Genomic DNA, 19724 nt, shown 5'->3' on the forward strand with positions numbered 1-19724 from the left:
CCCATGAAAAAGACACTCTCCCTCGTGGCGATCCTGGCGGCCGGTACCAGCCAGGCCGCGGGCTTCCAGGTCGACACCCACAGCGCTCGCGCCACCGGCGTGGGCGGCGCCGCCACGGCGTGGCTGGAGGACTCGTCCTCCATCTATTACAACGTGGCGAACATGGTCGGCGTGAAGACGCTGGACATCACGCTGGGCGACACGGGCATCCTCCCCAGCATCACGTTCCAGCGGCCGGGCATGGAGGCGGAGGGGCAGCGCACCACGCTGTCGCCGCCCCCGCACCTGTTCGTCGTCTACAAGCCGTTCGAGAAGGCGGCGTTCGGCGTGGGCGTCTTCACGCCCTACGGCGCGCGCAGCCGCTGGGAGGAGGGCTTCAGCGGCCGCTTCCGCGGCTACGAGTCCTCGCTGGCGACGTACTACATCAACCCGTCGTTCGCGTATGAGCTGCACCCGCGCTTCCGCTTCGGCGCGGGTCTGGACATCGCCCGGGCCACCATCGAGCTGACGCGCGGCCTGGACTTCGTGAACAGCGAGGGCTCCATCCACCTGGGCGGCGCGGACTGGGGCTCCGGCTTCAACATCGGCGTGCAGGCCAAGGTGCTGGACAACCTGGACATGGGCCTGCACTACCGCAGCGCCATCGACATCGCGTTCCAGGGCCAGGCGGACTTCCAGAACGTCCCGGTGGAGTTCCAGAGCCGGCTGACGGACCAGAAGGCGCACGCGGACGTCGTCCTGCCGTCCACCGTGACGGCGGGCCTGGCGTACCGGCCGCTGCAGAACCTGCTGCTGGCGTTCGACGCGAGCTGGGTGGACTGGTCCACCTTCTCGGAGCTGGCCATCCGCTTCGAGAACCCCGCCATCGACAACCCGCTGCCCAAGCGCTGGCGCGCGCGGTGGAAGTACTCGCTGGGCGGCGAGTACGGCGTGACGGACGCGCTGCAGGTGCGCCTGGGCCTGACGTACGACCCGACCCCCAGCCCCAACAGCACGCTGACGCCGGACCTCCCGGACGCCAACCGCTTCAAGGTGTCCGCGGGCGTGGGCTACCAGTTCAAGCCGTTCCGCGCGGACCTGGGCTACCAGTTCGTCGCGCTGGCGGACAAGGAGAGCACGGCCCCGGGCATGCCGGGCACGTACTCCGGCACCGCGCACGTGCTGGGCCTGACGCTGGGCTTCGCCCTGCAGTAACCGGCTGAACCGTTCCTGAAGTACCGGGGCGCCCGGCTCCTTCCGTTCGTGGAAGGGCCGGGCGCTTTCGCTTACGGTGCGGCGCCGTGAGCCCTTCCAAGCCCGGCCGCAACGACCCGTGCCCCTGTGGCAGCGGGAAGAAGTACAAGGCCTGTCACGCCGCCGAGGACCGCGCGAAAGCCGCGCCGCCTCCCACCGCCGCCCCCGCCCACCCGCTGAAGCAGGACCTGGAGGCGGCCATGTCGCTCCTGGGCGACGCGGACGTGTCCCGCCTGTCCCAGGCGCTGGAGCACCTGGGCGTGCTGCTCCAGGCCGCCGGGCCCCAGCCGGGCCTGCGCTATGACGACAAGGCCTTCAGCGACCACGTGGGCCAGGCGCTCGCGAAGCTGGCCGCGCAGGAGGGCCTGGACGCGATGCAGGCGCGCAACAGCCTGCGCGTGGGCGTGGTGCGGGAGCTGGGCACGCGCGGCTTCCAGGAGAAGCTGGGCGCGGGGCTGCTGGCGCAGGCGGCGAAGAGCGGCCGCACGCCGGAGGAGCGGCGCGCGCTGTGCGTGGGCGCGCTGCTGGCCACGGCGGCGAAGAAGACGGGCAAGGTGCGGCCGGAGGACAACCCGGTGCTGGACGTCGTCTTCGACGTGCAGTTCCGCGAGTGGAGCCAGAAGCACGCGGAGGTGGTGCGCAAGTACGAGTCCCTGGTCGCGGACATGGAGCCGGAGGCCCTCACGCCCGAGGCCTCGGAGGCGCTGCGCAAGGCGGAGGCCGGTGAGCTGGACGCGCTGGTGAAGCACGTGCAGGCGGACCCGGCGCTGGTGGAGCGCATCTCGCGCGAGGCGAAGGAGCGCGCGCAGCGGGTGGAGGCGAAGCTGCGCGACCCCGCCACGCCGTCCGTCTTCTCCCCGGAAGAGGAGCTGTGGCTCACCGTGGTGCTGTGGGAGCCGCTGCGCGCGATGAAGTCCCAGCCCAAGGACCCGGAAGGCCGGCGCCAGGTCATCTCCGCGCTCCTGCGCGCGGTGAAGGGCGCGGTGGACGCGGACTTCCTCGAAGGCATGCTGGAGCGCATGCGCGCGGGGGCGAAGGACGCGGCGGCGGACGAGCCCACGCGCGAGTGGCTCACCGACGCGGCCATCGCCTTCGAGGCGGAGCCCGCGCGGCTGGTGCTGGCGGCGCTGCTCACCGCGCGGCAGGAGGCGAAGGGGCGCAGCGCGGAGGAGATGGTGGCGCTCGCGGACCTGAAGGCCCTGCCCGCGTGGACGCCGGAGCAGTTGGAGCCGTACCGGCAGCTCCTGGAGAAGGAGGGCCGCGCCTCCGCCGCGGACCGCCTCCGCCGCGCGCAGGACTGGCTGCGCGAGCACCCCGTGCGGTTGGACGCGGAGGCCTGAGAGGCCCCGCTTCAGACGAAGAGCGCCCTGGCGGTCTGCTGGAGGCGCTCCGTGCCCATGCGCATGAGCTGGCCCTTGAGGCCGGGCTGGCTCACGACGTGCCGCTCGAAGGCGGCGCGCTCCAGGCGCAGGACGACACAGGGCGTCTTCGTGCGCACCGTCGCGGACACGGGCTTGTCCAGCAGCAGGGAGATTTCGCCGAACACGTCGCCCTCGCGCAGCTCCGGCAGGAGCACGATGCGGCCCGGCTGCTCCAGCGACAACTGCACCTGGCCGCGCAGCAGCAGGTAGAAGGCGTCCCCCGGCTGCCCCTGCGTGAGGAGCACCTGGCCCGCGGGCACGGCGCGCAGGTCGAACTCGCGCGACATCGCCTGCTTCAGCGCGGGCGACAGGTTGGTGAACAGGGGGCTGGTGCGCAGCAGGTGGTCCACCAGCCGGCGCTGGTAGAAGGCCTGCACCGCCGCCTCCACCTCCGGGTGCGCCGCGCTGACGCGGGCCAGGGAGGAGCGCTTGAACTCCAGCAGCACGGAGCGCTCAGGCACCTCCACGCTGGCCAGCCTGGGCCCTTCGGACACCAGCGCCACCTCGCCGAAGAAGTCCCCCGGCCCCAGCGTGGCCACGACCTGGCGCGCGTTGCCCTCCACCCGGCGCGTCACCTCCGCGCGCCCCTCCACCAGCGCGAACATGGAGTCGCCCGGCTGCCCCTCCTCCACCACGCGCTGGCCCGGCCAGAAGGCGCGCACCTCCAGCGCCTCCACCAGCGCCACGAAGGCGTCGCGCCCCACGCCGGACAGGACGGGCACGCCCGGGTCCTTGCCGTCGGGCACCCAGGCGAAGGTGGGGGCCAGCGCGCCGGGCGGCAGGGCGAAGCGCTCCGCCAGCGCGCGCACCGTCCTGGGACGCGCGCCCCGCAGGCCCCGCGACAGCACCGAGGCGGCCACCGCGCGCAGCAGCGCCCCCGCGCGGGTCCAGGCGAGCGCCGCGTCGTCGTAGGCGTGGGCGGCCTCCGGCTTGCGCTCCAGCCACTCCAGCAGCTCGGCGACGCGCTGGTGGACCTCCGCGTCCTCCGGCTCCGCGCGCAGGGCGTCCTGGTAGCCGGCCAGCGCCGCTTCCAGCTTCCCTTGCGCGGCGAGCGTCGCCGCCTGGGCCTTCAGGGACCGCGCGTGTGGGGAGTCCGCCATGCGCGCCTCTGTAGCCCAGCCGCGCGGCGCACGCATCCGTTCGGAGGTCCCGGCGGGGTGTCCCTTGTCACACCCCCGACCTTCAACTGCTCAGGTCCCGCACCCGCTCCGCCAGGCTCTGGGTGAAGAGGCGGTAGATGCGCAGGGCCGCGGCCTCGTGCGTCTCCAGGAAGTATTGGAAGTCCGTCCGCGTGACGCGCAGGGCGCGCACCACCGTGTGCGCGCGCACGTGCGCGGACACCGGCCCGTCCAGGATGAGGGAGATTTCGCCCAGGAACGCGCCCGGCCCCAGCATGTTGAGCTGGCGCGCGTCCCGGCCCGGGCCGGTGGACACGCTCACCATGCCCTCCAGCAGCACCACCAGCCCCATCCCCTTCGCGCCCTTCTCCAGCACCGTCGTCCCCGCCGGCACCAGCACCGGCCGCGCCAGCCGGTACAGGTCGCGCATGTCTTCCAAGGACAGACCATCGAAGATGGGAATGGCTTTCAGATAGCCATAGCCATCCACCACCGGCTGCGCCTTCTCCGCCGCGGCCGCGCCCTCCGGCGCCGACGCGAGCCCCAACTGCTGGAGCAGCCGCGCCTGCTCCGCCTGGAGCAGCAGCAGCCCCGCCCCCGTCGCGTGCTTGATGCCGTCCGCCAGGAGCACCAGCGCCCTCCACGTGGCGCCCTCCGCGTCCAGCAGCTCGCACATGCGCAGCACCGCCTCCGGCCGCCGCGCGTCGTCCGCGGGCACCGCGCGCAGCATCTCCAGCTCCGCGTGCGCGTTGCCCAGCACCCGGAACACCTGCGCCGCCTCCAGGGGCCGGTGCATGCGGCCCAACAGGTGCGCCAGCGACTCGCGCGCGCCCAGCGCCTGGTACAGCGACAGCGCCTGCTCCAGCGAGCCGGCCCGCTCGAAGGCCGCCGCCGCGCGGGCCTGCTCCCCCACCCTCAGCCACGCCTCCGCCGCCAGGAGCGGCGCTCCCGCCTGTTCGTACAGCGGCGCCGCGCCCCCGTCGTCCCCATCCGCCTCCAACAGCCGCGCCGCGCCCGCGAAGTCGCGCGCCTGCCGCAGCACCTCCACCAGCCGGGTCCGCGTGTCGGCCGGCACCGCCAGCGCCTCCTCCAGGACCCGCTCGCGCTGCCCCGCCCCCATCGCCTCGTAGGCGCGCACCGCGTCCTCCACCGCGCCCTTCAGCACCCGCGCCCACACCCCTCGCGTGACGCTGGAGCCAGGGCCCACGGCCACGTCGCCCACGTTCGAATCGTCTGGAGTCACGGCCTTGTCGTTCCTCCCGGACGCCCTGGCGGACAAAGGGGGTCCACGCCTGGGTCCGGACCTTGATTCCGTAGCACCCTGAAACAGGGAAAGCCAGCCAGCGCGGTGAAGAGCGGTGGGCCTCGGACAGAGTGTCCACCGCGTGAATCAGATGCGCAAAACCTGAGAGGTTGGGGTTCGCGCGAACCCTGCGCTTCAGGGTGGCTGTCTGGATTGAGAGGGATTCCCCATCTTCAAGCATCCCTGCCCCAGGGACCCCTACCCAAGGTGTCTCGCCCATGACGTCGCGCCCCGCTTCCGTCCGCTTCCTCAAGGTCCTGGAGTCGTCCCACCCGCGCCGCGCGCTGAACCTCCTGGCGCGAGGCGGCTTCCTGCTGCTGCTCGCGTCGGGAGCGGCCCGCGCCAACGAACCCGAGGCCCCGGCGCAGGCCGAGGCGCCGGCGCAGGTGCAGGCCGAGGCCCCTGCGCGGGCGGCGGGCGCGGAGGGGGCCGCCGCCCCGGCGGATGACGCGGTGTGGGGCGAGGAGGCGCTGGAGCAGGCGGAGCTGCCGGCGTCGATGACGGACGCGGCGCGGACGCTGGAGGAGGCGCCGGTGGTGGTGTGCTCCGGGTCGCTCCAGCAGGCCTACCGCCCCGGACTGTTGCTCACCACACCCCGCAACTCCATGCAGCGCGAGTCGCTCCAGTTCAGCGGCTGCCCCGTCAACGACGGCGTGGTGATGACGGCGGTGGGGATGGAGACGCAGCACCTGAAGCGCGCGACCTGCGTCGGCACCACGGGCGGCACGTCCACCGCCACGGTGACCTGGTCCAACGGGGAGAAGTCCTCCGTGGCGCTGGAGCGCGTGGAGGCGCTCGTGGACGGAGGGATGCAGGTCTTCACGTCCGAGGGGACCATCCACTCCGGGCGCCACGCGGGCCACGGGGTGCGCCTGGTCACCGCCGTGCCCACGCTCACCACGCTGGCGGCGTGCGTGCAGCCGTCGGGCCTCACGGCGAACGTGGGCATCGCCACGCTCACCGTGCTGGACCTGCCCGCCGGGGAGCGCTGAGCGCGCGCCCGCTCCCCTGCCGGGCGCTCCGGGCCGGGGCGGGCTCCGGGCCGCACGCACCGCTATGCAGGCGCGGGCCGGGCGTTATCGTGGGGGGCCATGAGGCCTGCCCCGGAGCGCCGGATGCGAACGCGACGAGTCACGGGGGGTAGGCGGGGGGCGGCGGTGGCCGGCCTCCTGGGCTTTGTGGGCTCGGGCGCGGCGTGGGGGCACGCGGGCCTGCCGGAGACGTCCAACGTCACGCTGCGGCGCGGCCACCCCGAGGACTTCTTCGTGGGGGCCACCTTCGGCGCGGTCATCTCGCGCGACAGTGGGCGGACGTGGCGCTGGGTGTGTCCGGATGCCATGGGGTATGGCGGCTGGCGCCCGGAGTCCTTCGTCTGGCGCGAGTCCGGGGCGCTGCTGGCGGCCACCGGCAACGCGCTCCTGTCCTCGAAGGACGGCGCGTGCTCGTGGGCGGCGCACCCGGCGTTCAAGGACACCTGGGTGACGGGGCTCGCGGCGCACCCCACGGATGACGCGGTGCTGTACGTGGCCACGGGCCGCTCCACGACGGCGACGAACGGGGTGTTCCGCTCGGAGGATGGCGGGGAGACGTGGCGGGCGCTCCCGCTCCAGCGCGCGGGGGTCCTCTTCTCCGCCGTGCGCGTGTCCACCGCCCATCCCCGCACGCTCTACGTGTCCGGGTCGGACACGGCGCGCATGTACCTGTTCCGCAGCGACGACGCGGGCGAGACGTGGGAGGAGACCCCGCAGTCCTTCCCGGACCTGGTGCGCCCGTTCGACTTCGTGGTGACGGCGACGGACCCGGTGGAGCCGCTCGGCGTCTGGGCGCGCGTGTCCGCGCAGGGCTCCACGCACATCCTGCACAGCACGGACGGCGGGCGCACCTTCACCGCGCGCACGGGCGCCGGCATCGACGACGTGTTCATCAACATGGACGTCTCCGCCGACGGCGGCACCGCGTGGGTGTCCACGTACAACGCCTTCTTCCGCAGCCAGCAGGGCGGCCCCTTCTCCAAGCTGGCGCTGCCCACCGGCAACGCGTGCGTGACGCGCGTGGGGGACGTCCTCTACGGCTGCGGCTCGCCGTGGCTCCATGACTGGTCGCTGGCGCGCAGCAGCGACGAGGGCACCACCTGGGAGCCCCTCTTCAGCCTGGAGCAGCTTCAAGGCAGCCATCAGTGCCCGGCGGGCACGCCCGTGCGCGAGCTGTGCCCGTCGCGCTGGCCCCAGCTCGCGGAGACGATTGGCGCGCCGCTCTACCCGGATGGCGCCCCGGACGCGGGCGTGCCGGACGCCGGCGCGAAGCCTTCCGATGACGACGCGGGCACGCCCGTGGACCCCGGGCCGAAGCCGTCCCCTGGCTGCACCGCCGCTCCCGGGGGCATGCTGCTTCCCCTGTTCCTGCTTCCCTTGCTGCGCCGCGGCCGGCGGCGCGAGGCCCCATGACCATGAAGCTGAAGACGTCCCTGACGTGGAGCACCGCCGCGGTCGCGCTGCTCGCCCTGAGCGCGTGTGATGACGACGCCGAGCCCCAGGCCACCGACTGCGAGGAGCCGCTCTACGCGGGCGGCGCCACGGACGAGGCGTGGCGCACGCTGGTGGATGCGCGCAACCAGCCCCTGGACAGCTCGCGCGCGGTGACGCTCACGTCGCCCGAGCCCGGCCAGGCGTACGGGACGGACCTGTCCGCGCCGCTGTGGCGGTGGACGTCCCCGCTGCGCGCGTCGCTGGAGCGCCCGGCCCGCACGGCGCCCCTCATGCAGGGCCGCCCGCGCGAGCCGAAGCGCTCGGTGCTCGCGTGGCTGGGAAACCTGGTGCTGCCCACCGCGGAGGCCCACCTGCCGCCGTACACGGGCGACCTCTACTGGGTGAAGGTGTCCGCGCCGGGACGCGAGTGCCCCATCGCGCAGGTGTTGACGTCTGAGTTGCAGTGGCAACTGGATGACGGCTCCTGGCAGGCGGTGAAGGACGCGGCGGGCCAGGAGCTGTCGGTGCAGGTGGTGAGCGCGTACCTGGTGCAGAACCGCATCACGGAGGGCCCCTACACGATGGGGTCCGGCGTGCCCTTCACGGTGGGGATGGCCAGGTGAGGCGCGCGGCCTGGCTCTGCGCGCTGGCGCTGGCCGCGTGCACGGAGGCCGGACCGCCGGAGCCGGGCCCGGGCGTGCCCGCGCTGACGTACGCGGATCCCTCCCCGTGGACGCGGGGAGGAACGACGGTGCCTCCCCCGGGGCCGTCCGGGCGGCTGCTGGTGACCAACAGCCTGGATGACTCCGTGAGCCTGCTGGACCTGGACGGGCTGGGGACGCCGGGCTGGGGCGAGCGGGCGCGCGTGCCGGTGGGGCTCCACCCGGTGGAGCTGGAGGGGCCGCACCACACGGCGGTGTCGCCCTCGGGCGACTTCTACTACGTGGGCATCTCCAACTACGTGCCCGGAGGCGGCTCGGGTCCGCATGGCGCGCACGGCACGGGGACGGCGGACGGCTACTGCCTGAAGCTGAGCGCGAAGGACCACCGGCTCGTGGCCTCCGCGCGCGTGGACCCCAACCCCGGGGACGTCATCGTCAGCGCGGACGGGCGCACGCTGTACCAGACGCACTTCGACCTGCTGCGCATCGCGGACGTGGCGCGCAAGGGCGGGCCGGAGGAGGCCATGGTCGCGCGCATGGCCATCATCGACGCGGAGACGATGACGGTGAAGGAGCGGGTGAAGGTGTGCCCCGCGCCGCACGCGGTGCGCCTGTCCGCGGACGAGCGCACCGCGTACGTGGCGTGCTGGTCGGACGAGGTCGCGGTGGTGGACCTGGCGGCGGCGGGCATGCCGGTGACGCGCGTGAAGGTGGCGGCGGGCGCGGGCACGGCGGTGAGCCCGCGCCACCAGCCGTACGCGCTGACGGTGTCGCCCACGACGGGGGACGTGTGGGTCAGCTCGCTCGCGAGCAGGCAGGTGCAGGTGCTGGAGCCCGGGACGCGCGCGATGAACCCGGAGCGCACGGTGTACCTGCGCGGCGCGCCCATGTTCGGCGCGTTCACCCGGGACGGGCGCACGCTGTACCTGCCCTATCGGCAGGAGGACGCGGTGGCGGTCATCGACGCGGCGACGTCCACGGTGTCGCGCACGGTGCAACTGTCGCAGGCGGGCTGCCTCAACGTGCACCAGTTCATGCTGACGCCGGACGAGCGCCACGGCCTGGCGGTCTGCGAAGGGGACCACATCGGCCCGGGCACGTTGCACGTCGTGGACCTGGCGGAGGGCACCGTGGTGTCCACGGTGGAGCTGGGCCGCTTCCCGGACTCGGTGAGCCTGCTGCGGGGGCAGCCATGAGGGGCCTGTGCGCGGGCGTGGCGGCGCTGCTCGTGGGCGTGCTGGCCGGGTGCGGCGGCGGGGACGAGCCCCGGGCCGCGGCGGACTACGGGGAGGCGCTGTTCCAGGACGCGCGGCTGTCGCCGAGCGAGTACAACCCGTTCTCGTGCGCGACGTGCCACGTGACGACGCCGGCGGCGCCGGCCGGGCGCATCGACTCAGGGCACACGCTGTACAACGTGGCGGCGCGGCCGAGCTGGTGGGGCGGCAACGAGACGCGGCTGCTGGACGCGGTGAACTTCTGCTACGTGAACTTCATGCGCGGGGTGACGAAGCTGGAGGCGGACGAGCCGCGCTCCCGCGCGCTGTATGAGTACCTGTCGCGCATCAGCCCGGACGCGCAGGCGCCCGCGCTGCCGTTCACGGTGGTGAAGGACATCCAGGACGTGCCCCGGGGCGACGCCACGCGAGGCGAGGCGGTGTACCGGGCGGCCTGCCAGGGCTGCCACGGCGCGACGCACACGGGCGAGGGCCGGCTGACGAACCAGGCGTCGGTGCTGCCGGAGGTGACGCGCGACTACGACGAGGCCTTCCCGGGCATCCCGCACGCGCAGGTGGTCATCGAGAAGGTGCGGCACGGGCCGTTCTTCGGCGTGGGGGGCAACATGCCGCTCTACGGCACGGAGGCCCTGTCCGACGCGGACCTGGGCGCGCTGCTCACGTACCTGGGGCTGTAGCCGTCCGGCCGGTGCACGGGCGAGGAGGGGGACGCAGGGCATCCCGCCCCTGCCCATGCGAGCCCGGCCGCCGCACCTCAAGGGCGTTCATGTCCTCGTCGGGTTCACAGGAGCAGGGCCCTTCCCCGGAAGGGCCAGTGCCCACGCGGGGCCGTTCCCCCGCGTCCCTGGCCGAGCTGCTGGACACCGACCGCGAGGCGCTCCTGGAGGACTGGTGCGCGCGGGCGTCGCCCCTCTTCGTCTCCCTGCGCCTGACACACGAGCAGCTCGTCGACGCACTGCCCGCCCTGCTCGATGAGCTCCACGCCGCGCTCGTGGACGCGAAGGAGGGCGCGGATGGCCTCGCTCCGCTCCAGCACAGCGAGGCCGCCGGAGCCCACGGCCGGCAGCGCCTGCGCCTGGGCGCCGACGTGGCCCTGCTCACGCGCGAATACGGCCTCCTGCGCGACTGCATCCTGGCCCGGGCCGAGCGCGCCGGCGTGGACGTGCCGCTGCCGCGGCTGCGCGTGCTCGACGCCTGCATCGACAACGCGCTCGCCCAGGCCGTCATCCCGTTCGCGTCCGGCAGCGCCGAGCGCCGCCACGCCGAGGCCGAGGACCGCGAGCGCTTCTTCCAACTGTCCCCGGACATGTTCTGCGTCGCGGGCCTGGACGGGTACTTCAAGCGCGTGAACACGCACTTCGTCAACGTGCTCGGGTGGAGCGAGGAGGAGCTCTACCAGCGCCCCTTCATGGACCTGGTCCACCCGGACGACCAGGCGTCCACCCGCGAGGAGATGCACAAGCTGTCCCACGGCATCCCCACCCTGCGCTTCCAGAACCGCTTCCGCACCCGGGACGGTAGCTACCGGTGGCTCGCGTGGGCCTCGCGCCCCGTGCTCGAGCTGGGCCTCCTCTACTCCGCCGCGCGCGACATCACCGAGCAGAAGACCGTGGCCTGGGAGCGCGAGCAGTTGCTGGAGGCCGTGCGCGACAGCGAGGCGCGCTTCCGCAACATGGCGGACCACGCGCCCGTGATGCTCTGGGTGACGGACGTGCAGGGCTCCACGACGTACCTGAACCGGGGCTGGTACGCGCTCACCGGCCAGACGGAGGCCACGGGCCTGGGCTTCGGCTGGCTCGACGCCATCCACCCCGACGACCTGGAGCGCACCCAGCGGACCTTCACGGAGTCCAACGCCGCCCGCCGGCCCTTCCGCCTGGACTACCGGCTGCGCGGCGCGGATGGAGCGTACCGGTGGGCCGTGGACACCGGCTCGCCCCGCTACGACGCGGAGGGGCACTTCCTGGGCTACATCGGCAGCGTCATCGACATCTCCGACCGCAAGCAGGCGGAGGTGGAGCGCGAGGCCCTGCTCGCGCGGGAGAGCGCCGCGCGCCAAGAGGCCGAGGAGGCCAACCAGCTCAAGGACGAGTTCCTCGCCACCATCAGCCACGAGCTGCGCACGCCCCTCACGGCCATCCTCGGGTGGGTGCAGTTGCTGCGCACCGGCACCCTGCCCGCGCCCCGGCGGGAGCGCGCGCTGGAGACCATCGAGCGCAACGCGCGCTCGCAGGGGCAGCTCATCGAGGACCTGCTCGACGTCAGCCGCATCGTGTCCGGCAAGCTCAAGCTGGACGTGGCGCCCGTGGACCTGTCCGCGGTGGTGCAGCAGGCGCTCGAGTCCGTGCGGCCCGCGGCGGACGCGCGCCACATCGGGGTGCGGGCCACGGTGGACACCTCCAGCAGCGTGATGGGCGACTCGCACCGGCTCCAGCAGGTGGTGTGGAACCTGCTGTCCAACGCGGTGAAGTTCACGCCCAGGGGCGGCTACGTGCGGCTGGTGGTGTGCCGGCGGGACTCCCTCGTGGAGCTCACCGTGGAGGACACCGGCCAGGGCATCTCCGAGGCCTTCCTCCCCCACGTCTTCGAGCGCTTCCGCCAGGCCGACAGCGGCAGCACGCGCAAGACGGGCGGGCTGGGGCTGGGGCTGTCCATCGTGCGGCACATCGTGGAGATGCACGGCGGCACCGTCACCGCCGCCAGCGAGGGCGAGGGCCGGGGCGCCACGTTCACCGTGCGGCTGCCCCTGTCCGTCACGCAGCGGCGAGACCCCGCCATGCCGCCGTCGCCGAAGCCTCCCGTGGCGGAGCGCGGCCCCTCGCCCCCGCCGGAGCTGGGCGGCGTGCGCGTGCTCGTGGTGGATGACGAGGAGGACGCGAGGGAGCTGTTACGCACGCTCCTGGAGGACAACGGCGCCCACGTGGTGACCGCGGGCTCCGCGATGGAGGGGCTCCAGGTGCTCCAGGCGGAGCAGCCGGACGTGCTCGTCTCCGACATCGGCATGCCGGGCACGGACGGCTACGGCTTCATCGAGCGCGTGCGCGCGCTGCCCGCGGAGGAGGGAGGCCACACCCCGGCGGTGGCCATCACGGCCTACGCCCGCTCGGAGGACCGCACCCGCGTGCTGCGCGCCGGTTTCCAGAGCCACGTGCCCAAGCCGGTGGAGCCCGGGGAGCTGCTCGCCGTCATCGCCTCGCTCGCGAAGCGGTACCCCGCGCCTCCGACGGCCTGACGGCCCGCGTAGGGCGCCGGACACGGGGCCCCGCATCCTCCTGGCCAGCGGGCGGGGGCAGGGCTTACCTTTGCCTCGATGCGTCCGCCGCCCGGACAAATGGCGATGTTCGACGCCCCGGAGCCCGGGCGTGAGCCGGCGCGCGCGCGGCTGCCGTCCCGCGAGGACGCGCTGGTCCGGGCCGCGGACCTGGCCCGGCGCGTGTCCGCCCTGCTGGGCCGGCCCGTGCACCTGCGCCTGACGGACAACCGCGCCACCCTGGTGAGCTACCGCCGCCTCCCCGAAGGCGTGCGCCTGCGCCTGCACCACCTCTTCCTGGACGCGCCCGACACCGTGGTGCGCGCCCTGGCCCTCTACGTGTCCGGCGACACCGCCGCCCGCGAGGTGCTGGAGGCCTTCAGCCACGCCCACCACGGCCAGGTGCGCCGCGAGCGCAGGCCCGGCGCCCCGCTGCGCACGCGCGGCCGCTGCTTCGACCTCAAGGCCGTCCACGCCCGGCTGGACGCCGCGTACTTCGACGGGCGCGTGCACGCCGTGGAGGTCGGCTGGGCCCGCCGCCCCGCGCGCCGCACCCGCCGCACCATCCACCTGGGCGGCTACGACGCGCGCCTGCGCGAGGTGCGCGTCCACCCCGCGCTGGACCGCCCCACCGTGCCCGCCTTCGTCGTGGACTTCATCGTCTTCCACGCCCTGCTGCACGCGGACCTCGCCGCCACCGACGCCGGCCCCGACGCCCACGACGCCGCCGGCCGCTGCGCCGCGGAACACACCCCCGCCTTCGTGGAACGCGAGGCCGCCTTCCCCCTGCGCGAGGCCGCCTGGCGCTGGCTCCTGGAAAACCTGTCATCGCTGCGGCGCGGGTGACCGCCCGTCCCATCCGTTGACATGTTCCGGACATGTCACGGCCGCCGTGCCCCGCCCCTCCACCCCCACCCTGAAGGGAGTGGCCTGCGGAGGGCACACACTGCATGCTGTCCCTCCGATGCGCTTTTTCAGCGTGGAAGAGGCCAGCCGGCTGGTGCCGTTGCTGACGAAGACCTTCGGGCGCGTGCGCCCCTGGGTGGAGCGCGTGCAGAAGCTGGCGGAGGTGCTGGACGGTCCGGAGGCCCCGCCCGACACCCCCGAGGTGCGCTCCTTCCGCGAGGAGCGCGACGAGCTGCTGGAGCGGATCCGCGGCGAGCTGGGCCCGCTCCAGGAGATGGGCCTGGAGATAAAAGGCGCGGACGGCCTGGTGGACTTCCACGCGCGGCGCGGCGAGGAGCCCGTGTACCTCTGCTGGCGCTTCGGCGAGAACACCGTGGCGCACTGGCACGACCTGAAGGCCGGCTTCTCCGGGCGCCGCCCCATCGACAGCCCGGACGACTTCGAGCCCACCTACCTGAGCTGAGCGCGCCCCGTCACTTCGATACACCCTGGTGCAGCAGGGCCAGCTTGTTGCGCGCGGAGAGCAACTGCTGGCGCAGCGACTCCGCCTGCCGGCCGATGTCGGTGAACTTCGCCTCCTCCGCCGCGCGCGTCAGCGTGGCCGCCTCGTCCGCCACCTCCGCCATGCGCGCCTGGAGCGAGGTGAAGACCTCCGTCAGCCGCGCGTCCTCCTCCGCCGTGCGCGTGGCCTGCTGGCGCAGCGCCGCGAACTCCTGCATGCGCCCGTTGAGGTCCGCCGCGCTCTGCCCCAACGCCCCGTAGCGCGTGAGCAGGTCCTTGAACACCTCCGTGCGCTGCTGCAGCTCCTGCGCGCACACGTTGACCGCGTCCGCCTGCGCCTGCTGCCGGTTGCGCACCCCGGTGATGGCCTGCACCAGCGCGCCCACGCGAAGGCGGAGCGCGTCGTCCAGGTCCGCCAGGTCCTTGAGCGTCTTCGACGCGCGCTCCAAGTGCTTCTCCGACGTCAGGGGCGACTCCTTCAACTGCTCCGCCAGCGCCTCGAAGCGCAGCAGCTCTGCGTCGAGCGCCTGGGCGGCGGAGACCAGCTCGGAGGACGGGGGCGTGTCACGCTTGCTCATGGGGCCGGGAGGATGCCACGCCGCCTGCCCCTCCCCTCAGGTCGCCTGCCTGCCTCGGGAGCCTGTGCTCGGGGGAGGACACTGCGGCTTCCAGGCCTCGCCATTGGCAGGGGGCGTCTCCAGTTTTCCGTGACACGTCGCGTCCGGAGGTCTGAACCCATGCCCGTGGATTTCTCCATCACCGTGCTCGTCACTGGCGCCACCGGCCAACAGGGCGGCGCCGTCCTCCGCAAGCTCGCCGACCGGGGTCACCACGTGGTGGCGCTGGTGCGGGACGCGGACGCCCCGGCCGCCCGCGCCCTGCGCAGGCCCGGCGTCACCCTGGCCCAGGGCGACTTCGACGACCCCGTCTCCCTGGAGGGCGCCATGCGCGGCGTAGACGCCGTCTACGCCATGGCCACGCCCTTCGGCGCGGGCGGCGTGGACGCGGAGGTCCAGCACGGCAAGAACCTGGCGGACGCGGCGAAGCGCGCCAACGTCCGGCACTTCGTGTACTCGTCCGTGGCGGGCGCGTCGCAGCTCACCGGCATCCCGCACTTCGACAGCAAGCACGCCGTGGAGCTGTACCTGCGGCGGCGGGACATGCCCTTCACCATCCTGGGCCCCGCCTACTTCATGGAGAACCTCCTCCACCCGCCCACGCGCGACCTGCTGGCCCAGGGGCGGCTGGCCCTGGCGCTGCCCCCGACGCGCGGCCTGCAGATGGTGGCGGTGGAGGACCTGGCCGGCTTCGCGCTGCAGGTGCTGGGGGACCCGGAGCGCTTCATCGGCGAGCGCATCGAGGTCGCCTCCGACGAGGTGACGGGCCAGCAGGCCGCCGCGCTGCTCTCCATGGTGAGCGGCCACCGCATCCACTACGAGCAGGTTCCCCTGGACCAGCTCCAGCGGCAGAGCGAGGACCTGGCGGCCATGTTCGAGTGGCTCGACCGCGTGGGCTACCACGCGGACATCCTCACCCTGCGCAACAGCCACCCGCGCGTGGGCTGGCAGACCTTCGAGACCTGGGCGCGCCATCAGGACTGGGACTTCGTCAACGCGCCCGCCTGGCCCGCCACCGCCGCCGAGCCGGTGACGCCCCAGCCCTGAAGGGGCGCGCGGTTGGAGGCCCTGACCCGCCCGCCCGCTGCCCGGGGTGGAGCACAGGGCATGTCATCCCCTGAACGCCGCACGCCCTACCTTGAAGGACGAGGAGGCATGCGATGCGTGGAGCATTGGGAGTGGGGGCCCTGGGGCTGATGCTGATGGCGGGCTGCGCGGCGGAGACGAAGCTGCGGCCCGTGCCGGAAGCGGGAGTCCTCCAGGGCGGCAAGAGCAGCGCCATCACGGAGGCGGACGGCGTGCGGCTCACGGCGGACGGCTCGGCGTGGCAGGGCTCGCCGTCCGACCTGGAGCGCCGGGTCACCCCCGTCTACGTCCGGCTGGAGAACCAGGGGCAGCGCCCGCTCCGCCTCGAGTACAAGGACTTCGCGCTGGTGGGGCAGGAGTCCCGCTTCCGCTACAGCGCGCTGCCGCCCCTGTCGCTGCGGCGGGCCACGTCCTCGGAGGACTCCCAGGCGCCCGCGCGCTACACCCCGGCGATGTACCCCCGAGGCAGGGTGTGGGTGGGCGGCGGCTACGGCTACGGGCCCTACCGCGGCTGGGGACCGGGCTGGTACGGCCCCTGGGGCTGGGGCAACTCCTTCTACGGGCCCTACTACGGCCCGCCGTACTACTACGAGCAGCCGCTGCCCACCGAGGACATGCTCAACAACGCGCTGCCAGAGGGCACGCTGGAGCCCGGCGGCACGCAGGAGGGCTTCCTCTACTTCCAGGGCGTGGCCCGCCGCGAGAACGCGGTGACGCTCCAGGTGAAGCTGGTGGACGCCCAGACGGACGAGCCGTTCGGTTCGCTCGCCATCCCCTTCCAGGTGAGCACGAAGTAGCTAGTGCAGCAGCGTGCTGGGCGGCGCGTACGGAGAGCGCCCCCCGTCGTGCGCCAGGTCGAGCAGCGGCGCGTCCTCCGGCTGCCCCAGCGCGCGCCGCAGGTCCGCGCCCCGCAGGGGCAGGCCCATGAGCGGCCCCAGGAGGCACAGGTCCAGCGCGCCCGCGAGCAGCGGCACCAGGCCCGTCAGCGCCACCGCCGCGCCCCGGGCCGTGCCCGCGCCCAGTCCGCCCAGGACCATGCCCGTGCCCGCCAGAATCCGAACCCACCGTCCGCTGCGCGACGCGATGAAGCCGATCATGAACACCTCCCCACGCCGAAGATGAACACGCGGCAGGGGGCGACCACGGCCGGTGTCCACCCGGCGACCCTCCCCGCCCGGGGCCCGCCCGCCCGCTCGCCGCCCGGGGGGCCAGCGGGGGCACGCCCGCGCGGGCATACTGCGGCGCCGTGAACCAGACCGAAGCGAAGGCGCCGGACCTCCAGGCGGCCCTGGCCGCGTGGCGGGAGGCCGTGGGCGAAGCGCACGTCATCCTGGACCCCGAAGCGCTGGAGGCCGCCCAGACGGCCACCTTCGCCACCACCCAGCGCATCCCCGCCATCGTGCGGCCGGCGGACACGGCGCAGGTGCAGGCGTGCCTGCGCGTCGCGACCGCGCACCGCGTGCCGGTGTACCCGGTGAGCGCCGGCCGCAACTGGGGCTACGGCTCGCGCGTGCCTCCCGGCGACGGCAGCGTGCTGCTGGACCTGGGGCGCATGAACCGCGTGCTCGCGCACGACGAGCAGCTCGCGTACCTCACCGTGGAGCCCGGCGTGACGTTCCGCCAGGCCTATGCGTACCTGCGCGACAAGGGCTCCTCCACGTTCATCACCACCATCGGCGGTTCGCCGGACGCGAGCATGGTGGGCAACGCGCTGGAGCGCGGCGACGGGGCCGGCCCCAACGCGGACATCTTCCAGCACGTGTGCGCGCTGGAGGCCGTGCTCCCCACGGGCGAGCGCGTGGAGACGGGCCACGCGCGCTTCCCCGGCGCCCGCGCCGCCCCCGTCTTCCGCTGGGGCCTGGGCCCGGTGCTGGACGGCCTCTTCAGCCAGTCGTCGCTGGGCGTGGTGACGCGGATGACGTTCTGGCTGGCGCGCAAGCAGCCCTGGCTGCGCGACTTCTTCTGCGCCGTGAACGACGACGCCCAGCTCTGGGACATGGTGGACCGGCTCCAGGCCCTGGCCCTGGACGGCACGCTCAAGGGCAGCTTCTTCTTCTGGAACGACATCAAGGCCTACAGCATCACCCAGCAGTTCCCCTACCCCTCCGTGGGCCGCGCGCCGCTGCCCGAGTGGGCCCGCGAGAAGCTGCGCGAGGGCTTCGGCCGCTGGGCCATCAGCGGCACCCTCACCGCCCCGGACGCGGAGCTGGGCGCCCTGCTGGAGAAGCGGCTCGCGCGCGCCGTGGAGGGCGCCTTCCGCCCCCTGTCCTTCGGCCCGGTGGCCCCCTTTGGCGAAGGCACGCTCCAGGGCGTCCCCACCGAGACCAACCTCGCCATGGCCTACTGGCGCAAGCGCACGCCCAGGCCGGAGGATCCGAACCCGGACCGCGACCGCTGCGGCTTCATCTGGTGCTCCGTCGCCGTCCCCTTCACCGGCCCGGAGGCGAAGCGCGCCACGGACATCGCCGACCGCGTCCCCCGCCTCTTCGGGTTCGAGCCCAACCTGGCGCTGCTCGCCCACTCCCCGCGCTGCGTCTACCTGGTCACCGCGCTCGCCTATGACCGGGACGTGCGCGGCGAGGACGCCCGCGCCCAGGCCTGCTACCGCGCCCTCACCCGCGAGCTGGCGGACGCCGGCTACCACCTGACCCGAGCCGGACTCCAGGCGCAAGACACCGCACTGCCCGTGCGGGACGACTCCGCGGAGGTGCGAAGGCGGCTCAAGGCGGCGTTCGATCCCGAGGGAATCCTGGCTCCCGGGAGATCCGAGCCCTGAGGGCGCGAGCGGATCAGAAAGAAAAAAGAGGCGCGGAAACTTTATCGGGTGGGGCGCCGATACTCTCTCAAGTCACAAGATTTCCCACCGCGCCTCGCGCCGCCGGAGCCCTCCTCCATGTCCATCGAGACCAACCGCTACCGCCCCGTGTTCCGGAACACCACGACGACGCCTCCGGCCAACGGGACGCAGGTGCGCCGCGAGGTGCAGGCCCAGACGCAGAACCGGGCCCAGGGCGAGGCGACGATCGACCTGAACCGCGGCGTGCAGGGCAACCGCGTCACCACCAGCAACCAGGCCAACCCCAGCACCACCACGGACATCCAGAAGCAGTTGGAGACCAGCCGCTTCGACAAGACGGTGGCCTCCGGTGAGTGGAACAAGAGCTGGACCGCGGCCTCCGGTTCGCACACCTCCGGTGACGTGAACGGCAACTTCCACAACACGGTGGAAGGCCAGGTGCTGACGGCGGACGTGGCTGCGCAGGGCAGCGTCTCCGTGGATCCGCTGCACGGCAAGATTGGCGCGCAGGGCTCCGTGGACGCGCGCGCCGACCTGGTGCGCGGCTCCGTGGAAGGCCACGCGGACAGCGCGCTGGGCCGCTCCGAGTGGGGCGCCGAGGGCAACGTGGGCGCCGAGGCGACCGCCACGGGTCAGGTGGTGCTGGACCCGCTGCACGGCCAGGCCGCCGCCTCCGTGCATGGTGAGGCCTTCGCCGGCGCCCGCGCCAGCGCGGAGGTCACCCAGGAGATTGGCCCCGCGACCGTCACGGCCGGCGCCGAGGCCTTCGCCGGCATCGGCGTGGAGTTCGAGGCCAACGTCGGCCTGAAGGACGGCAAGCTGTCCGCCAACTTCGACGTGGGCGCGGCGCTGGGCATCGGCGCCAGCGTGGAGTTCGGCTTCTCCGTCGACGTGGGCAAGGTGGGCGACGCCGCCAAGGCCGCCGTCGAGGGCGTGGGCAACGCGGTGCAGAACGTCGGCGAGGGCATCAAGAACGTCGGCGAGGGCATCAAGAACGTCGGTGAAGGCATCAAGGACGCGCTGAGCAAGTGGTAGCGGCGGGCCGCGTCCGGCCGCCTTCCACCTGATGCTCTTCCCAGGGCCTCGTCCATCCGGGCGAGGCCCTTCCTTTTTCCCCGTTGCTCGACAGC

The 19724-nt window shown here is 73.4% G+C and carries 18 protein-coding genes; 14 read left to right on the forward strand and 4 right to left on the reverse strand.

Annotated features, from left to right (window positions below):
• Positions 1 to 3 precede the first annotated feature (3 nt).
• Entirely contained in the window at positions 4 to 1194 is a 1191-nt protein-coding gene (locus tag K8612_RS34060) for an OmpP1/FadL family transporter (RefSeq protein WP_223765297.1), read from the forward strand.
• An 86-nt stretch (positions 1195 to 1280) separates the two neighbouring features.
• On the forward strand, positions 1281 to 2573 hold the full coding sequence (locus K8612_RS34065) for an SEC-C domain-containing protein (RefSeq protein WP_223739597.1): 1293 nt from the start codon (positions 1281 to 1283) through the stop codon (positions 2571 to 2573).
• 11 nt (positions 2574 to 2584) lie between these two features.
• Here K8612_RS34065 and K8612_RS34070 read toward each other — a convergent pair whose 3' ends face one another.
• A complete protein-coding gene (locus K8612_RS34070) occupies positions 2585 to 3754 on the reverse strand; it encodes a cyclic nucleotide-binding domain-containing protein (RefSeq protein WP_223765298.1) in 1170 nt (389 codons plus the stop codon).
• Positions 3755 to 3836: 82 nt separating this feature from the next.
• Positions 3837 to 5015 carry a cyclic nucleotide-binding domain-containing protein gene (locus tag K8612_RS34075; RefSeq protein ID WP_223739599.1) on the reverse strand — a complete coding sequence of 393 codons (1179 nt, stop codon included), beginning with the start codon at positions 5013 to 5015 and terminating at the stop codon, positions 3837 to 3839.
• Positions 5016 to 5293: 278 nt separating this feature from the next.
• On the opposite strand from K8612_RS34075, the gene K8612_RS34080 reads away from it, so the two are divergent.
• The 8 genes from K8612_RS34080 to K8612_RS34115 all read left to right on the forward strand — a co-directional run bounded on the left by K8612_RS34080 (position 5294) and on the right by K8612_RS34115 (position 14056).
• Positions 5294 to 6067: a hypothetical protein gene (locus K8612_RS34080; protein WP_223765299.1), complete on the forward strand. Its 774-nt coding sequence runs from the start codon at positions 5294 to 5296 to the stop codon at positions 6065 to 6067.
• A gap of 165 nt (positions 6068 to 6232) precedes the next feature.
• On the forward strand, positions 6233 to 7519 hold the full coding sequence (locus K8612_RS34085; RefSeq protein ID WP_223765300.1) for a hypothetical protein: 1287 nt from the start codon (positions 6233 to 6235) through the stop codon (positions 7517 to 7519).
• Positions 7516 to 8163 carry a hypothetical protein gene (locus K8612_RS34090; protein ID WP_306799773.1) on the forward strand — a complete coding sequence of 216 codons (648 nt, stop codon included), beginning with the start codon at positions 7516 to 7518 and terminating at the stop codon, positions 8161 to 8163. The genes K8612_RS34085 and K8612_RS34090 overlap by 4 nt, the downstream gene beginning before the upstream one ends.
• Entirely contained in the window at positions 8160 to 9398 is a 1239-nt protein-coding gene (locus K8612_RS34095; RefSeq protein ID WP_223765301.1) for a hypothetical protein, read from the forward strand. Before K8612_RS34090 ends, K8612_RS34095 begins: the two co-directional genes overlap by 4 nt.
• The gene (locus tag K8612_RS34100; RefSeq protein ID WP_223765302.1) at positions 9395 to 10114 is read left to right on the forward strand and encodes a c-type cytochrome; all 720 of its coding nucleotides are present in this window, start codon (positions 9395 to 9397) and stop codon (positions 10112 to 10114) included. The genes K8612_RS34095 and K8612_RS34100 overlap by 4 nt, the downstream gene beginning before the upstream one ends.
• Before the next feature lie 137 nt (positions 10115 to 10251).
• Positions 10252 to 12669: a PAS domain S-box protein gene (locus tag K8612_RS34105; protein ID WP_223765303.1), complete on the forward strand. Its 2418-nt coding sequence runs from the start codon at positions 10252 to 10254 to the stop codon at positions 12667 to 12669.
• 105 nt (positions 12670 to 12774) lie between these two features.
• A complete protein-coding gene (locus K8612_RS34110; protein WP_223765304.1) occupies positions 12775 to 13533 on the forward strand; it encodes a hypothetical protein in 759 nt (252 codons plus the stop codon).
• A gap of 118 nt (positions 13534 to 13651) precedes the next feature.
• Positions 13652 to 14056 (forward strand): DUF2203 domain-containing protein, encoded by a 405-nt coding sequence (locus K8612_RS34115; RefSeq protein WP_223739606.1) that lies wholly within the window; start codon positions 13652 to 13654, stop codon positions 14054 to 14056.
• A gap of 10 nt (positions 14057 to 14066) precedes the next feature.
• On the opposite strand, the gene K8612_RS34120 is transcribed toward K8612_RS34115, so the two are convergent.
• Positions 14067 to 14672, reverse strand: coding sequence for a hypothetical protein (locus K8612_RS34120; protein WP_223739607.1), 606 nt, complete (start codon positions 14670 to 14672; stop codon positions 14067 to 14069).
• Positions 14673 to 14831: 159 nt separating this feature from the next.
• Between K8612_RS34120 and K8612_RS34125 the strand changes: the two genes are divergently transcribed.
• On the forward strand, positions 14832 to 15758 hold the full coding sequence (locus K8612_RS34125) for an NmrA/HSCARG family protein (RefSeq protein WP_223765305.1): 927 nt from the start codon (positions 14832 to 14834) through the stop codon (positions 15756 to 15758).
• Between the two features lie 113 nt (positions 15759 to 15871).
• Positions 15872 to 16594 (forward strand): hypothetical protein, encoded by a 723-nt coding sequence (locus K8612_RS34130; protein ID WP_223765306.1) that lies wholly within the window; start codon positions 15872 to 15874, stop codon positions 16592 to 16594.
• Here K8612_RS34130 and K8612_RS34135 read toward each other — a convergent pair whose 3' ends face one another.
• Positions 16595 to 16894, reverse strand: a complete 300-nt coding sequence (locus K8612_RS34135; protein ID WP_223739610.1) for a hypothetical protein — start codon at positions 16892 to 16894, stop codon at positions 16595 to 16597. It lies immediately after the preceding gene.
• A gap of 149 nt (positions 16895 to 17043) precedes the next feature.
• Between K8612_RS34135 and K8612_RS34140 the strand changes: the two genes are divergently transcribed.
• The gene (locus K8612_RS34140; protein WP_223765307.1) at positions 17044 to 18573 is read left to right on the forward strand and encodes an FAD-binding oxidoreductase; all 1530 of its coding nucleotides are present in this window, start codon (positions 17044 to 17046) and stop codon (positions 18571 to 18573) included.
• A gap of 117 nt (positions 18574 to 18690) precedes the next feature.
• A complete protein-coding gene (locus tag K8612_RS34145; RefSeq protein WP_223765308.1) occupies positions 18691 to 19629 on the forward strand; it encodes a hypothetical protein in 939 nt (312 codons plus the stop codon).
• Positions 19630 to 19724: the final 95 nt, after the last annotated feature.

It is taken from the genome of Corallococcus sp. AS-1-6 (genome assembly GCF_020037015.1).
Taxonomy (GTDB): Bacteria; Myxococcota; Myxococcia; order Myxococcales; family Myxococcaceae; genus Corallococcus.

Excerpts from the sequence above, each read along its gene's own strand:
- K8612_RS34060 (WP_223765297.1), top strand. The coding sequence starts at position 4 with ATGAAAAAGACACTCTCCCTCGTGGCGATCCTGGCGGCCGGTACCAGC.
- K8612_RS34130 (WP_223765306.1), top strand. The coding sequence starts at position 15,872 with ATGCGTGGAGCATTGGGAGTGGGGGCCCTGGGGCTGATGCTGATGGCG.
- K8612_RS34070 (WP_223765298.1), bottom strand. The coding sequence starts at position 3,754 with ATGGCGGACTCCCCACACGCGCGGTCCCTGAAGGCCCAGGCGGCGACG.
- K8612_RS34100 (WP_223765302.1), top strand. The coding sequence starts at position 9,395 with ATGAGGGGCCTGTGCGCGGGCGTGGCGGCGCTGCTCGTGGGCGTGCTG.
- K8612_RS34135 (WP_223739610.1), bottom strand. The coding sequence starts at position 16,894 with ATGATCGGCTTCATCGCGTCGCGCAGCGGACGGTGGGTTCGGATTCTG.
- K8612_RS34120 (WP_223739607.1), bottom strand. The coding sequence starts at position 14,672 with ATGAGCAAGCGTGACACGCCCCCGTCCTCCGAGCTGGTCTCCGCCGCC.
- K8612_RS34145 (WP_223765308.1), top strand. The coding sequence starts at position 18,691 with ATGTCCATCGAGACCAACCGCTACCGCCCCGTGTTCCGGAACACCACG.
- K8612_RS34090 (WP_306799773.1), top strand. The coding sequence starts at position 7,516 with ATGACCATGAAGCTGAAGACGTCCCTGACGTGGAGCACCGCCGCGGTC.
- K8612_RS34125 (WP_223765305.1), top strand. The coding sequence starts at position 14,832 with ATGCCCGTGGATTTCTCCATCACCGTGCTCGTCACTGGCGCCACCGGC.
- K8612_RS34110 (WP_223765304.1), top strand. The coding sequence starts at position 12,775 with ATGTTCGACGCCCCGGAGCCCGGGCGTGAGCCGGCGCGCGCGCGGCTG.
- K8612_RS34080 (WP_223765299.1), top strand. The coding sequence starts at position 5,294 with ATGACGTCGCGCCCCGCTTCCGTCCGCTTCCTCAAGGTCCTGGAGTCG.
- K8612_RS34115 (WP_223739606.1), top strand. The coding sequence starts at position 13,652 with ATGCGCTTTTTCAGCGTGGAAGAGGCCAGCCGGCTGGTGCCGTTGCTG.